Source organism: Janthinobacterium woesei, from assembly GCF_051380875.1.
Taxonomy (GTDB): Bacteria; Pseudomonadota; Gammaproteobacteria; order Burkholderiales; family Burkholderiaceae_D; genus Janthinobacterium.
The window spans coordinates 105385-120057 of the sequence record NZ_JBNYXW010000020.1 but is presented as its reverse complement, the minus strand read 5'-3'; the positions used below and the strand labels follow the sequence as shown (position 1 = coordinate 120057).

General features: G+C 63.0%; 14 protein-coding genes. 4 read left to right on the top strand and 10 right to left on the bottom strand.

Annotation, left to right across the window (positions count from 1 at the left end; genetic code table 11):
- Window positions 1-175 (top strand): IS3 family transposase (locus ACQ4W6_RS22060; RefSeq protein ID WP_436569314.1); only part of this gene is annotated, 175 nt, incomplete at its 5' end.
- Between the two features lie 142 nt (window positions 176-317).
- On the opposite strand, the gene maiA is transcribed toward ACQ4W6_RS22060, so the two are convergent.
- The 3 genes from maiA to ACQ4W6_RS22045 are packed head-to-tail and all read right to left on the bottom strand — an operon-like array spanning window position 318 to window position 2584.
- Window positions 318-968, bottom strand: coding sequence for a maleylacetoacetate isomerase (maiA, locus tag ACQ4W6_RS22055; RefSeq protein ID WP_436569306.1), 651 nt, complete (start codon window positions 966-968; stop codon window positions 318-320).
- A gap of 14 nt (window positions 969-982) precedes the next feature.
- A complete protein-coding gene (locus ACQ4W6_RS22050; RefSeq protein ID WP_436569305.1) occupies window positions 983-2005 on the bottom strand; it encodes a fumarylacetoacetate hydrolase family protein in 1023 nt (340 codons plus the stop codon).
- A gap of 45 nt (window positions 2006-2050) precedes the next feature.
- Window positions 2051-2584: a VOC family protein gene (locus tag ACQ4W6_RS22045; RefSeq protein WP_436569304.1), complete on the bottom strand. Its 534-nt coding sequence runs from the start codon at window positions 2582-2584 to the stop codon at window positions 2051-2053.
- Between the two features lie 125 nt (window positions 2585-2709).
- Here ACQ4W6_RS22045 and ACQ4W6_RS22040 point away from each other — a divergent pair, with 125 nt between their 5' ends.
- The 3 genes from ACQ4W6_RS22040 (at window position 2710) to ACQ4W6_RS22030 (ending at window position 5518) form a co-directional block, all read left to right on the top strand.
- Window positions 2710-3678 (top strand): LysR family transcriptional regulator, encoded by a 969-nt coding sequence (locus ACQ4W6_RS22040; protein ID WP_436569303.1) that lies wholly within the window; start codon window positions 2710-2712, stop codon window positions 3676-3678.
- Window positions 3679-3706: 28 nt separating this feature from the next.
- Window positions 3707-4339 (top strand): gamma-glutamylcyclotransferase, encoded by a 633-nt coding sequence (locus ACQ4W6_RS22035; RefSeq protein WP_436569302.1) that lies wholly within the window; start codon window positions 3707-3709, stop codon window positions 4337-4339.
- 294 nt (window positions 4340-4633) lie between these two features.
- A complete protein-coding gene (locus ACQ4W6_RS22030) occupies window positions 4634-5518 on the top strand; it encodes a LysR family transcriptional regulator (protein WP_436569301.1) in 885 nt (294 codons plus the stop codon).
- A gap of 12 nt (window positions 5519-5530) precedes the next feature.
- Here ACQ4W6_RS22030 and ACQ4W6_RS22025 read toward each other — a convergent pair whose 3' ends face one another.
- The 7 genes from ACQ4W6_RS22025 to tssE all read right to left on the bottom strand — a co-directional run bounded on the left by ACQ4W6_RS22025 (window position 5531) and on the right by tssE (window position 14665).
- Window positions 5531-6673: a PA0069 family radical SAM protein gene (locus ACQ4W6_RS22025; RefSeq protein ID WP_436569313.1), complete on the bottom strand. Its 1143-nt coding sequence runs from the start codon at window positions 6671-6673 to the stop codon at window positions 5531-5533.
- Between the two features lie 128 nt (window positions 6674-6801).
- Window positions 6802-7437: a tRNA-uridine aminocarboxypropyltransferase gene (locus ACQ4W6_RS22020; RefSeq protein ID WP_436569312.1), complete on the bottom strand. Its 636-nt coding sequence runs from the start codon at window positions 7435-7437 to the stop codon at window positions 6802-6804.
- Window positions 7438-7703: 266 nt separating this feature from the next.
- The gene (locus ACQ4W6_RS22015) at window positions 7704-9494 is read right to left on the bottom strand and encodes a methyl-accepting chemotaxis protein (RefSeq protein ID WP_436569300.1); all 1791 of its coding nucleotides are present in this window, start codon (window positions 9492-9494) and stop codon (window positions 7704-7706) included.
- Between the two features lie 259 nt (window positions 9495-9753).
- A complete protein-coding gene (locus ACQ4W6_RS22010) occupies window positions 9754-10266 on the bottom strand; it encodes a lipocalin family protein (RefSeq protein ID WP_436569299.1) in 513 nt (170 codons plus the stop codon).
- Between the two features lie 245 nt (window positions 10267-10511).
- Window positions 10512-11531, bottom strand: coding sequence for a type VI secretion system protein TssA (tssA, locus tag ACQ4W6_RS22005; RefSeq protein ID WP_436569298.1), 1020 nt, complete (start codon window positions 11529-11531; stop codon window positions 10512-10514).
- 21 nt (window positions 11532-11552) lie between these two features.
- Window positions 11553-14192 carry a type VI secretion system ATPase TssH gene (tssH, locus tag ACQ4W6_RS22000; protein ID WP_436569297.1) on the bottom strand — a complete coding sequence of 880 codons (2640 nt, stop codon included), beginning with the start codon at window positions 14190-14192 and terminating at the stop codon, window positions 11553-11555.
- The gene (gene tssE / locus ACQ4W6_RS21995) at window positions 14189-14665 is read right to left on the bottom strand and encodes a type VI secretion system baseplate subunit TssE (RefSeq protein WP_436569296.1); all 477 of its coding nucleotides are present in this window, start codon (window positions 14663-14665) and stop codon (window positions 14189-14191) included. The genes tssH and tssE overlap by 4 nt, the downstream gene beginning before the upstream one ends.
- Between the last annotated feature and the right edge of the window lie 8 nt (window positions 14666-14673).

The following is a 14673-nucleotide window of genomic DNA, read 5'->3' as shown; positions in this document are numbered from 1 at the left end:
CCTGAAAAACGAACTGGTGCACCATCACCGTTACGCTACCCGGGCTGATGCCCGAGCGGCGATACAGGAATACATCGAAAGCTTTTATAACCGCCAGCGGCGCCACTCGCGCCTTGGCAATGTTCCACCCGCGTTGTTTGCTGAAAAATTCAGCAAACAATCACGGGCGGCTTGAAACAAGAGTGTCCGCTATTGACAGTACACCTCAATTAGTCAAAGCACAAAGTTACGCACCATCAATCCTATCCATGCAACAATGAAAAACGGCCCCAGCCTGTATCCGGGCCGGGGCCGTTTTGCGCTTGATGCGTATCAAGCTATTCGGCATCCACCTGCTGCGACGGATGCGCAGCAGCAAACGCGGGCAAGCTGGCGCAGTGCGCATGGATGCGCGCCACGCGCGGGTACGGCGCCAGGTCGATGCCGAAACGCTGCGCATTGAACACTTGCGGCACCAGGCAGCAGTCTGCCATGCCTGGGCTATCGCCGTGACAGAACAGCTTGGTGTCCTTTGGGTCGCCCTGCGCCAGCAGTGCTTCGACGGCCGCCAGCCCCTCGGCCATCCAGTGGCGGTACCACTCTTGCTTGACCTCTTCCGACAACCCAAGGGTGTTTTTCAGGTATTTCAAGACCCGCAGATTCGTCAGCGGATGGGCATCGCAGGCGATTGCCAGCGCCAGCGCGCGCACGCGGGCGCGTCCCAGCGCGTCGGGCGGCAGCAGCGGCACGCCAGGGTGCGTTTCGTCGAGGTATTCGAGGATCGCCAGCGACTGCGTCAATATGGCGCCATCGTCATCGAGCGCCGGCACCAGCGCCGACGGATTGACGGCGCGGTAGGCCGGCAGCAACTGCTGGCCGCCATCCTGCAGCAGATGCACGGGGATGCTGTCGTAGGCGATGCCTTTCAAATTCAAGGCGATGCGCACGCGGTAGGCGGCCGAACTGCGAAAATAGGTATACAGCTTCATCGGACGGTCTCCGTTCAAGCGCGGCCGGCGTATAGGACCACGGTCTGCTCGATGCTACCGAAGATGCTGGCGCCCGCCGCGTCGCGCATCTCGATACGCACCGTATCGCCGAACTTCAGGTACGCCGTTTTTGCTGCGCCGTGCTCGATGGTTTCGTACATGCGCACTTCGGCCAGGCAGCAGTAGCCCACGCCGCCATTCTCGATGCTCGAACCAAACAGATTGCCCTGCTTGTTCGACACGGTACCGGAACCGACGATGCTGCCGGCGCCCAGTTCGCGCGTTTTGGCCGCATGCGCCACCAGTTGCGCAAAGTTGAACGTCATGTCTTCGCCTGCATTCGGCTTGCCAAAGGGCTTGTCGTTCAGGTCCACCAGCAGCGGCAAGTGCAGCTTGCTATCAGCCCAGTCGCCACCCAGTTCGTCCGGCGTGACGGCGACAGGCGAAAACGCGCTGGCCGCCTTCGACTGGAAGAAGCCGAAACCTTTCGCCAGCTCGCCCGGAATCAGGTTGCGCAGCGAGACGTCATTGACCAGCATCACCAGGCGGATGGCCTTGGCCGCGTCAGCCACGCTGGCGCCCATGGCGACGTCGCCCGTGATGACGGCCACTTCCGCTTCCAGGTCGATGCCCCACTCTTCCGACAAGGCAAAGATCGGGTCGCGCGGGCCGATGAAACTGTCCGAACCGCCCTGGTACATCAGCGGATCGGCATAGAACGAGGCGGGCACTTCGGCGTTGCGCGCCTTGCGCACCAGTTCCACGTGGTTGATATAGGCCGAGCCGTCGGCCCACTGGTAGGCGCGCGGCAGCGGCGAGTGGCACAGGCTGGCGTCAAACGCCTGGGCGTCGGTGGCCGTGCCCGCATTCAGGGCGGCGTAGGCAAGTTCGAGCCTGGGCGCGATGGCATCCCAGTTATCCAGCGCCGCCTGCAGGGTCGGGGTGATGGCGGCCACGCTCACGCACTGGCGCAGGTCGCGGCTGACGAGTATCAAGGCGCCGTCGCGGCTGGCGTTTTTCAGGGTTGCGAGTTTCATACTATTCCTTGTGTAGATGAGGTATCGGGGCTACGGTACGATGAATCAAGCTTCGGCTGGGGCGTGCATCCAGGCGGCGTGTTTCGGCGCGCGGCGCGTCTGCGACCATTCTTCCAGCATTTCCCATTTGACGGCGTCCAGTTTGGCCAGCATCTCGGGCGTGCCCACGTTCGCCGCCAGTTCCAGGCGGTGGCCGTTCGGGTCAAAGAAGTAAATCGACTGAAAGATGGTGTGATTCACGGGGCCAAGCACTTCCACGCCACCGGCCACCAGGCGCTCCTTGGCGGCCAGCAATTCGTCCATGCTGGCCACTTCCAGCGCCAGGTGCTGCACCCAGGCCGGGGTATTGCGGTCGCGGTCCATGGCCGGCTGCGTCGGCAGTTCAAAGAAGGCCAGCACATTGCCCTGGCCCGCGTCGAGGAAGACGTGCATGTACGGGTCGGGCGCCTTGGTCGACGGCACCAGATCTTCGGCGATGGCGAGGACGAAATTCATGTTCAAATGCTTGACATACCACTCGACGGTTTGCTTCGCGTCGATGCAGCGGTAGGCAACGTGGTGGATTTGCTTGATTTTCATGCTACGGTCTCCAATAGGTGCGCCTTGAGCGCGATGGCTGGCGTGTTTTTCAGCTTTTCACCATTAGAATCGAGTTCCAGCTATCATACAAACAATTTTTAGCCATTGATTTATCGGATTATCTTATGAGTCCCAGCCTGCGACAGATGCGCGCCTTCGTGGCGCTTGCCAAGACCGGCAGTTTTACCCTGGCCGCCGAATACCTGCACGTGACCCAGTCCGCCTTGAGCGGTTTGATCAAGGAACTGGAAAGCGTGCTGGGGGTGCGCGTAGTCGAGCGTAGCACGCGCAAGACGCAGTTGTCGGAAATCGGCCGCGAGCTGTATCCGCTGTTTGAAAAGATGATCGAGGACCTCGACGGCGCCATGGCCGGCATCGCCCAGCGCAAGGCCCTGAAAACAGGCATGGTGCGCATCGCCGCGCCGCAGATGATGGCGTGCACCCTGCTGCCGGAAGTGATCGCCGCCTACCGCCAGGCGCACCCGGAAGTGCAATTGCGCCTGGTCGACTGCCCCGTGGAGAATGTCCCGGCGCGCGTCTTCAGCGGCGAAGTCGATTTCGGCATCGGCCCCGAGCGCGACCCGACGGCGGAAATCGCCGCGCAAGTACTGTTCGAGATGCCCTTCGTGCTGGTCTTCCCCGAGCAGCATCCGTTGCAGCAAAAAGAGCGGGTCACCTGGGCCGACGTGGCCGACTACCCCTTCATTTCGCTGCAGGGGCAGTTCACGGAGCGCCTGCTGCGCGACATGCACGGTTCTTTCCGCGACCTGTCGCTCAATCCCTACAATGAAGTGACGTTCATGACGACGGCGCTGGCCATGGTCAGCGCCAACCTAGGCATCACGGCCTGCCTGCCGTATGCGGAACCGATGGTCAAGCTGTATAAACTGCACATGCGCACCCTGTACGAGCCGGAGCTGACGCGGCGCTTTTTCGTCTACACGAAGACGGGCCGTTCGCTGTCGCCAGCGGCCGAGAGCTTTATCGCCTTCCTCTTCAAATACGTCGAGACGCACGAGTGGAACGTGGTGGCAACCGGCGGTGCCGCGCGCGACGCCGTGCCAGCAGGCGGCGCAAGGGGCAGCGTTTTATAATGCATCATCGCCCCACACCTGCCCAACCATGACCCAGCCTGCCCATTCAGCCAGCAGCAACCTGTCGTCCATCGACGCCGCCACCATCGCCATCAACCAGCGCATGAACAAATTCGACGGCCATGAGCAAGTCTGGCTATTCGGCTATGGCTCGCTGATCTACAAGGCGGACTTTCCCTACATCGAGCGCCGCCCCGCCAGCATCAAAGGCTGGACGCGGCGCTTCTGGCAAGGTTCGCACGACCATCGGGGCACGCCGATGGCGCCAGGCAGAGTCGCTACCATCGTGCCGCAGGCGGGCGCCGTGTGCGACGGCATGGCTTACCTGATCACGCCCGAAGTGTTCGCCCACCTCGACCATCGCGAAAAGAACGGCTATTTGCGCCTGGCCACGGAAATCACCTTCGAGGACGGCAGCAGCACAGAAGGCCTGGTGTACATCGCGAACGAAGAAAATGCCGCCTTTTTGGGCGCCGCATCTGAACTCGATATCGCGCGCCAGATCGCCCGTTCAAACGGCCCCAGCGGCCCGAACAGCGACTACCTGCTGCACCTGGCCAGCGCCCTGCGCGAACTGGGCAAGAGCGACCCGCACGTCTTTGCCATCGAGCAGTATCTGGCGCAGATCAAGGACACCACGGCAGGCAGCATGACGGGATGAGGCATCGTGCTGGGCAGGAGGCAACTGCAACGGCCGGCAAGGCATGCAAGTAGCCGACAATATCCTGAAACGGCAAACCAAGGCATGCACAGGCAACACATGCACGGGCATGCAACTGATAATAAAATGCAAGATTGCAATATTGCATGCTTGAATGCTTGAATGCTTGAATGCTTGAATTCTTGAATGTTTGAATGTTTGAACGATTGCACGCCAGACTTGGTGCAAGATGGACGCAACGATGGAAGCTGACGCATGGATCTGACACACGGACCTGACGCATGGACTTGACGCATGGACCTGAATAACCTGCCCGCCTTCATCGCCGTGGCGCGCGAGCGCAGTTTTACGCGCGCCGCCGCGCAGCTGGGCGTGTCCGAGTCGACCCTCAGCCACACCATCCGCAAGATGGAAGAAAGCCTGGGTATTCGCCTGCTGACGCGCACCACGCGCGGCGTCTCGCCCACCGAAGCGGGTGAGCGCCTGCTGGCCAGCATCGGCCCGTACTATGCAGCCATCCAGGCCGAACTGGCGGCCATGAAAGAGCTGCGCGACAAACCCACAGGCACCTTCCGCATCAGCGCGCACGACCACGCGGCCAGCACCATCTTGTGGCCCAGGCTGTCGCCGCTGCTACCGCTCCACCCTGACCTGAACATCGAGATCAACATCAGCTACGGTCTTATCGACATCGTGACCGAGCGCTACGACGCCAGCGTGCGCAACGGCGACCAAGTGGCAAAAGACATGATCGCCGTGCGCATCGGTGCCGATTTGCGCATGGTCGTCGTCGGCTCCCCAAGCCACTTCGCCCACCGCAGCAAGCCGCTCAGCCCCAGCGACTTGCTGGCCCACAACTGCATCAACCTGCGCCTGCCCACCCATGGCGGCCTGTACGCCTGGGAATTCGCCAGGGATGGCCAGCAACAGCAGATCCAGGTGCGCGGCCAGATGATCTTCAACACCACGCCGCAAATGCTGGCGGCGGCCCTGGAAGGCCATGGTCTGGCCTACGTGCCGGAGGACGCCATCGCGCAGCACGTGGCCGACGGCCTTCTGCTCACCGTGTTGGAAGACTGGTGTCCCGCCATTCCTGGCTACCATTTGTACTACCCCAGCCGCAGGCTATCCTCGCCCGCGTTCCAGCTGGTGGTCGACACCTTGCGCTATCAGGCTTGATGTGCGGTTGATCTAGAATAAATCCAGCTGTCCAATACCCCCTCCCTTCGCCTTGTTTCCCAGCGGTGGCACCACCAGCGGCCGGCGGAATTGCGTGCTATCGAGCTGCTTGAAGCGGCCGCCCTTGCCGTGTAAGCCCAGGCGGTGCACGGCCTTTTCAAAACGCTGGCGTATCAGGTCGGCCCACACGCCTTCGCCCTGCATGCGCGTGCCAAAAGCACTGTCGTAATCCTTGCCGCCACGCATTTCTCGCACCCGGTTCATCACGCGCTGGGCCCGTTCTGGAAAATGCGCTTCCAGCCATTGCTGGAACAAGGGGCTCACTTCCCACGGCAGGCGCAGCACCACGTAATGGGCGTGGATGGCGCCCGCGTCGCGCACGGCTTCCAGTAGCTGCTCGATTTCCGGTTCCGTCACGAAAGGGATGATGGGCGCAATGCTCACGCCGACGGGTATGCCCGCGTCCGTCAAGGTGCGGATGGTGCGCAAACGCCGCGCCGGGGCGGCCGCACGGGGTTCCAGCGTGCGCGCGATGGCAGGGTCAAGCGTGGTGACGGTGACGGCCACGGCCGCCAGGCGTTTGGCCGCCATGGGCGCCAGCAAGTCGATGTCGCGCTCGATCAGCGACGATTTCGTGATCAAGGCCACCGGATGCCCGCATTCCTGCAACACTTCCAGCACGCGCCGCGTCAGCTGCCGTTCGCGCTCGCACGGTTGATAGGCATCCGTATTCACGCCCAACGCGATCGGTTCGGGCACATACGAGGCTTTGGCCAGTTCGCGCCGCAACAATTCGGGGGCGTTCACCTTGGCGTAAATGCGGCTTTCAAAGTCGAGACCGGGCGACAGGCCCAGATAACTGTGCGTGGGGCGGGCAAAGCAATAAATGCAACCATGTTCACAACCGCGGTATGGATTTAATGACACGTTGAACGGCAAATCGGGCGAGGCATTGCGCGTGAGGATGGTGCGCGCCTGCTCGTCGCTGACCTGCGTCTTCCAGGCGGCAGCGCCCTCTTCCCCGTCCGCCTCCTCCTGACCAGCCACACCCCAGCCGTCATCGAAGCCGGCCCGCGCATGCAGCTCGTAGCGGCCTTGCAAGTTCGACACGGCGCCGCGCCCCTTGAGGGCTTTCAGCGATTGCGGCGGCAGCATGGCTTGCCCGGCGAAGCTGTCATCGTGCTCTGGAATGATTGCTTTCATGAACGGCCCCCGTTAACTGTATATACGTACAGTATTCTATGCCGCTGTTCGGCCAAGATCAAGGGCTGTCGGGATGCTGCTCAAGCTTTTTCAGCGTGCGCCATGACATAACTCAAATGCTGTGCGACAAAACCGTCAAAGGCTGTCATCAAGGGAACGAAGCGGGACACGTCCTGCTCCAACTGCATCAGGGCATAGCAAGTCGCTTCCAGGGTCGAAAGCTGATCCGGCGCGTGCGCCTTGCGAATAAGGTAATGGGAAGCGGGCGTGTCGCGCAGTGGCAGGCGCGGCAGTTGTTGCAGCTGGGGATTGACGTACAGCATCTTGCGGCTCTTGCGCCAGGTGCCGTCCAGCACCACCAGCCGCAGTTGCGCTGGATCAAGCACTATGGCCGGGTCGAGCGCTGGCGGCGGCGCGATACCCAGCGAGCGGTCGCCCAGCGTATCGGGATACAGCAGCACATTGTGTTTGCCGGCCAGCAGTTCGGCCAGGGTGTCGGGTGGAAAATGCTCGCCCGTCAACATGCGGCTATTGGGCAGGCTCAGGTGCAGCAAGCGGGCGCTGCCCTTGGCGTTGTGCACTTCCAGCGGATGCTGCAGGATCAGCACTTCCACTGCGTGGGACAAGGGAGCGATCCAGTGGCAGATGCAACTAGCTGCCGCACGCAGGCAGACGACGCAGCGCGTGCGTTTGGCCGATGCCGCTTGATGGGCTATGTCCGCTGGCTTGGCAACGTCAGCTTGTCTAGTCGCTTTGATCGGCTTGGCAACGTCAGCTTGCCTAGTGGTTGCAGTTGGCTTGGCGAGTGCAGCCGTTTGGGCGGCTTCAGCGCGGGAGGAGTGATTGGTGCTGCGGGTAGTCATGGCAGGGCGCGTTCGCGGGGTTCGTCAAGCCGCGATTGTAGCGCCCACGCCATCTCAAGGAGAAACGATGGTTGAAAAGACCGCTTGAAACCACGGGGGCCGATGGATGACAGAGTTGCTTAAAATTCTTCCCACTCGTCGGCGCTTGACGCGACTGGTGCGCGTGGCTTGCTGGCGCGGGCCACATCCAACTTCGCCAGCTTCGCCGCCTTGGCGGGCGCCGAAGTAGCATGGGCCGTGCCATGGGCTGCGGCACGCGCAGTGCCAGGTGCAGCGGAAGCGGCCACGGCGCGCCGCGCGGCAGGTGTGGTCGATGTAGCAGTCTTGGCTGCCACCGAGTGTGCCACCGCCGCAGAAACGTATTGCTGTGTGGCATCGAGCTTGAACAAGCCCACCACGTCGGCCAGCTTGGCCGCTTGTTCCTGCATGGATTCCGCCGCTGCGGCCGCTTCTTCCACCAGCGCCGCGTTTTGCTGCGTCACCTGGTCCATCTGGCCGATGGCCTGGTTGACTTGCTCGATGCCAGCGCGCTGTTCGTCGCTGGCGTCCGTGATCTGGTTCATGATCTGCGTCACATGGCTGATGCTTTGCACGATTTCATCCATGGTGCGGCCCGCCTTGTCCACCAGTTGCGAACCGGCCTCGACCTTTTGCACGGAATCGTCGATCAAGCCCTTGATTTCCTTGGCCGCCTGGCTTGACCTCTGCGCCAGGTTGCGCACCTCGGAGGCCACCACGGCAAAGCCCCGGCCCTGCTCGCCGGCCCTGGCCGCTTCGACGGCGGCGTTCAGGGCCAGGATATTCGTCTGGAAGGCGATGGCGTCGATGACGCTGATGATGTCGACAATCTTGCGCGAAGAATCGTTGATCGAGCCCATGGTGCTGACCACTTCCGACACCACCACCCCGCCCTTGCTGGCGATGTGCGAGGCGTCGATGGCCAGCTGGTTGGCGCTGCGCGCATTGTCGGCATTGAGTTTGACGGTCGACGTCAGCTCTTCCATGGAGGAAGCCGTCTCTTCCAGCGAGCTGGCCTGCTGTTCCGTGCGTGACGACAAATCCAGGTTGCCTGCCGCAATCTCGCTCGACGCCGTGCTGATGGAATCGGTGCCGGCGCGCACTTGGCCGACGATACTGACCAGCTTGTCGTTCATGTTTTTCAGCGCGTGCATCAATTGCCCTGTCTCATCGCGGCTTTCCACCACGATATGGCTGGTCAGGTCGCCAGCAGAGACGGCTTCAGCCACTTCGACGGCACGCGTAATGGGGCGCGTGATCGAGCGCGTGATCCAGTAGGCGCAGGCGATGCCCAGCAAAATGGCCGCCACGCCCAGCGAAATGAGCAATAAACGGCCATTTTCGTAGCGCGAACGGATGTGCGCTGCCGTTTCATCGAGCAATCTGGCTTCCAGCATTTCCAGCTTCTTCAGCGACGCCAGGTAGATGTCGCGCTTGACGGCCATGTCGCCTTCGTACAGGCGCTTGCCCAGTTCCAGGTCGCCTGCATTCTTGGCCTTGAAGACGTTCTTGCGCACCTCGGTGTAGGCTTTGCGCGTGCTCAGCACGTCCTGGTAGAGCGCCTGCTCTTGCGCATTCAGCTGGCTCTTGCCGATATCATTCTGGATTTCCGTGGCGCGGGCGGACGAGACCGCCATTTCCTGCTCAAACTGTTTCTGGTGCCCAACGTCGCTGACCTTCCAGGCGGCCGCCGTGCGCGCCGCGTTCACCTCAATGACCTTGGTCCACTCGCCGATCAGGCGCTCATTGCGCACCTTGACGTTGACGAGGGCATCGGTTTCCTTGCTGGCGCTTTGCATCTGCACGATGCCGACCACGGTCAAGGAAGTCAGCAGGAGCAATACGGCGGCAAAACCGCCACCGAGACGCACGCCAATCTTGAGGTTTTTCATTGCAAGATTCCAATCTGAAAGAACACTGCACGGTTGCCGCCGGCCTGGCCTTGCTACCATTCACGATAGCAAGCACCGCCGCTCGGCAATCGCAAGTGGGACCGCAGGGTGTAGCCGTGTCCGGCTCCCAAGGCGCCGCTCACGCACTACTTTGGTGCTGATTGTGAGTGAATCAGAGTGGCATTGCAAGAAATAACATGCAGGAATACAACAACCAGAAGGCGCGATGCCGCCATGAACGGGCGGCATGCAAGCTGCATCAGTTTTGCTTCACATAGATCAATTTTGACGTATCGAAACCCAGTCCCCGGGCCTTGTCGACCAATTTCTGCTGTAATGCGGGGTCCATCGTGGGCGTACGCGACAGCAACCACAAGTAGGATTTGTCGGGTCCGCTGATCAGGGAATAGCTGTAAGCTTGCGGGTCCAGGTCGAAGATGATGTAGGAACCATAGAAGGGGCCAAAAAACGACACTTTCAGATAGCCCACGTCTTTCCTGTCGACGAAATACGCCTTGCCTTCGACTTCCTTCCAGACCGCATCCGCATCCTTGTAACCACGGTTGATCACTTTCAGGCCGCCATCCTGGCGCAGGCTGTAGTCGGCCGTCACCTGGCTCAGGCCACGTTCGAAGGAATGCTCGAGGCGCGCGATTTCGTACCACTTGCCCAAATATTTGCTGCTATCGAAATGGCTGACAGGTTCAATATTCTCGGGCCGGCCCACGCAGCCGGCCAGCAGTAGCGCGCACAGGAATAGCGTTTTTTTCATTATTTCTCCAGGGATAAAATCCTCACGGTACGGATGCCGGGCAGGCTGGCGCAGCGTGAAACCCAGTTGGCCCTGCCGGCTGGCCAGCTGCACCGTTTCGGGTATCGTTACGTTAGCATCGGCGCTCGCGCTCGATGCGCTGCCATACAGCTGCACGGGCTGGCAGCGAAAAACAGGCAGGGCGCGGCAGGTAAAAAGAGCCAGCCGGACATGCTGGCAGGGTAGCATAGAAGGCACAAACATCCTCACCCGTTCGCGCTGTCCGTGCCCAGCATCTCGTCGAGCTGCGCCAGCGTGCCCTGGTCCTTGACGACGGCGCGCAGCCACAAATGCAGGGGCAGCTCGCCCCAACTGGCGGCCTTGTCGGCCAGATAGGCGACGGGACTGTGCGGCTCCGTGCGGCGAAAGAAATCAGCCACCTGGCGCAGCTGGGCCAGCGCCTGCTGGCGCTGCACGATGGCGCCTCCTTGGCCGGCGCCCGAGGAAGAGACCGGCGGTGCGCCGGAAAAATCCCCGTCGGACGCCAGCGGTGCGATGAAGTGGATGGCGTTTTCCAGCGCTTCGCGAGCGGCGCGAAAACTCGGCCCGTCCGTGCCGAAGCGCGCATCGACGCTGCGTTCGAGCGCCAGCAGCGACTGCATGCAGTACTGCGCATCGGCCAGCAAAGCTTCGGAAAACTCGCGCGTGTTTTTCTGCCGCGCCGTCTCCATCTGCGCTAGGGTCGCCGCAGCATCCTGCTGCGGCTCGCCCCAGCCTTGCTCGGGCACGGCCGCTCTGAGCGCGCGCTGGCGCGCCGCGTCGAAATCCTGCAGCGAAAACTGGCCGTCGGCGCCGGCCGTCAGGGCAATCTCGCGCACCAGGTGCGGCGTACGTGACAAAAGCCAGAACAGGTTGCCGATGCGCTGTTCGTGGCCGCCCTCTTCGGCCAGCGGATACAAGCCATCCCAATAGCGCTCGCACAGGCCCGCCAGCAGCATGTAGCCGTCGCCCAGGCCACGAAAATGGCGCGTCTTGGCATGCGCCTCGGCCAGCCACACGGCCACGCGCATGTCCTTGCTGTGCGAGGCGATCAGCTGTTCGCAGCGCGTCGCCACGAACGGCCAATCCGCTTCCTTCAACGCCGTTACCCACTCGCCCTGGTCCAGGCTGGGGTCATCGTGCTGGCGCGCGCGCGCGATGGCGTCAAGCTCCTGGCTGAAGGTGATGTCGCCACCGCATGGGCTGACGGCGCTGACAGGGTGCAGCAACTGATCGAGATTGAACATGGCGTGCTCCGACGGTTGGCCTTACTTCACTGTGTACTTGAACTGCCCCAGCTTGCTGGCGCCGACGCGAATGGAGACGACCGGTTCGCCCTCGGCCATGCGCGCCAGCACCGCTTCGGCAATCGCCGGCAGCAAGCTGCCATTGAGGATCTGGTCGACATTGCGCGCGCCCGAATCGACCTCGGTGCAGCGCGCCAGCACAGCCTCGACCAGCGCTGCGTCGTGGCTGAACTGTGCCTGGTGGTTGCGCGCGATGCGCGCGCCGATGCGCGCCAGCTTCAGGGCGATGATCTCGGCCAGCACGGCATCGTTCAATGGGTAGAACGGCAGCACCTTCAGGCGCCCCAGCAAGGCCGGCTTGAAGTGCGCCACCAGTTGCGCACGCACCAGTTCTTCCAGCGCGCCCGGCGTGGGCAAGTCTTGCGTTGCCCGGTTCAGGCAGGCGGCCATCACGGCGCCCGAGCCCAGGTTCGAGGTGGCGATGATGATGGTATTGCGAAAATCGACTTCGCGTCCTTCGGCGTCATCGAGCACGCCCTTGTCGAACACCTGGAAGAACAGTTCGAGCACATCGGGGTGGGCTTTTTCCGCTTCGTCGAGCAGCACCACGCTGTAGGGCTGGCGCCGCACCGCTTCCGTCAGCACGCCGCCTTCGCCGTAGCCCACATAGCCGGGTGGCGAACCTTTCAGGCCGGCCACGCTGTGCGCTTCCTGGTACTCGCTCATGTTCAGGGTAATGAGTTTGCGCTCGCCGCCGTACAGCAGGTCGGCCAGCGCCAGCGCCGTTTCCGTCTTGCCCGTGCCGGATGGCCCGGTAAACAAAAACACGGCCTGCGGCTTGTTCGGCTCATCCAGGCTGGCGCGCGCCGTGCGCACGCGCTGCGCCACCGCGTCGATGACGTGGTCTTGCCCCAGCACCCGTTCGCGCAGCGCCGCGTCGAGGGTCAGCACCGTGCGAATCTCGTCCTTGAGCATCTTGCCCAGCGGGATACCGGTCCAGGCGGCGACGATGCCCGCCACCACTTGCGCATCGACTTCCAGCGGCGCCAGGGGCGACTCGCCCTGCAGCGCCGCCAGTTCTTCCTTCAGCGCCAGCAGGCGCGCCGCGCCGCCCTCGCCCGGACGCTCGCCGCGCAACTGCACGCGCAAACCGCCGATCTGCGCCACCAGCGCCTTTTCGCGCTCCCAGCGCTGCGCCAGCGCCGCAATCGCCGCCTGCCCGCCCACATGCTCGCGGCGCAGCTGCGCCAGCCGCGTGGCGCCAGCTTTATCGGGCACTTCGCCATCGGCCGCCTCACGCGCCAACGCGGCGATTTCCGCGCCGATGCGCTCGTGCTGGCGGTTGGCGTTTTCCAGCTGCGCCGGCGTGGCGCTCTGCCCCAGCGCCACCTTGGCGCAGGCCGTATCGAGCACGCTGATGGCCTTGTCGGGCAGCTGGCGCCCACTGACATACCGGTGCGACAGGCGCACCGCCTCGACGATGGCGGCGTCGCGCACGCGGATACCAAAATGGCGCTCCATCAGCGGCGCCATGGCGCGCAGCATGGCGCAGGCGATGTCTTCGCTGGGTTCTTCCACCTTCACCACCTGGAAACGCCGCGCCAAGGCCGCATCCTTCTCAAAGTATTTTTTGTATTCGCTCCAGGTGGTGGCGGCGATCGTGCGCAGGGCGCCGCGCGCCAGTGCCGGTTTGAGCAAATTGGCCGCATCGTTCTGCCCCGCCTGGCCACCGGCGCCGATCATGGTGTGCGCCTCGTCGATGAAGAGGATGACCGGGTGCGGGCTTTTCGCCACCTCGTCGATGACATTTTTCAAGCGGCTTTCGAACTCGCCCTTCACGCTGGCGCCGGCCTGCAGCAAGCCCATATCGAGCGTGTGGAGGTGCGCGCCCTGCAGCACCTGGGGCACGTCGCCGGTGGCGATGCGCAGGGCCAGCCCTTCCACCACGGCAGTCTTGCCCACGCCCGCCTCGCCCGTCAGGATCGGATTGTTCTGCCGGCGCCGCAGCAGGATGTCGACCGCCTGGCGTATCTCCGCTTCGCGCCCGATCACGGGATCGAGTTTGCCATCGCGCGCCAGTTGCGTCAGGTCAGTGGTGAACTGGTCTAGCGCGGGAGTCCTGCTGGCCAGCGTGGCGACAGGATCGTCAGGTGTTTCGGAACGTTGCGGCATGGCCGAACTTTCCTCGTCGGAGCCGGCCGTCAGTCTGTCCGGATGGTGCTTCAATTGTTCCACGCTGAAGCGGGCAAACAGCTTCGAGCCGCGGTACGCGAGCTGCGACAGTTCCGGCTCCGTCAGCAACGCCAGCAGCAAATCCCGACTGCGGATCGAGCCGGGCTCGGCCGTGCCCAGCGAGGCGATCAGCCAGGCGTGTTCGAACAGCAGCGGCACATGGGGAGAAAACACGGGCGTGCGCGCGCTGCCCGTCTTGAAGCTGCCGATCTCGCGGCGCAAGTCTGCCTCCAGCGCGGACAGGCTGATTTCGCTGCGCCGCGCGATGGTGACGAAATCGCTGCGTTCCTGCTCCAGCAGGGCCAGGAACAGGTGTTCGATATCGACTTCGTACTGGCCCAGTCCCACGCAGATACCAGCGGCGCGCGTGGCGGCCGTGCGCGCCGTGTCATTCAGCTTGGCGATCAGGGTTTTCAGCTTATTACTCATACGGCGGCTCCCTTGCGGTTGATCGAGTAGCGCAGCGACGACGGCTGCAGCACGGCATCGAAATTGACCGTCTCGCCGCCGGCTGTCACGGCCAGGGTGCCGCTGATGACGAAACCGACCCGGTTGATGGCGCCCGCTTCGCGTTCCAGGCGCGCACGCACATTGCGCAAACGCGGCTCGTGGCGCTCGATGGCCGCGGTCAAAGCGGCGCAGATGCGTGCGCGGTCATCGCTGCTGGACAAACACATGCCGGCAAAATCAATCAGGCCGTAGTTGACGATCGAGGCGGCGCATTCGGGGTAGGCGTCAAGCGCGCCAGGCGGCAAGGCCACGCGCGTGTTGAGCAATTCCTCCAGGTCGCGCGCCACCGCATCCTTGAGCTGATCGAGCGACAGGCGCGCCACCACGCCACCGGCGGCCCCACTGGAATCGCCCATCAGGCGGTCGAACAAGCCAGGTACATAACTGTCCATGCGCACTC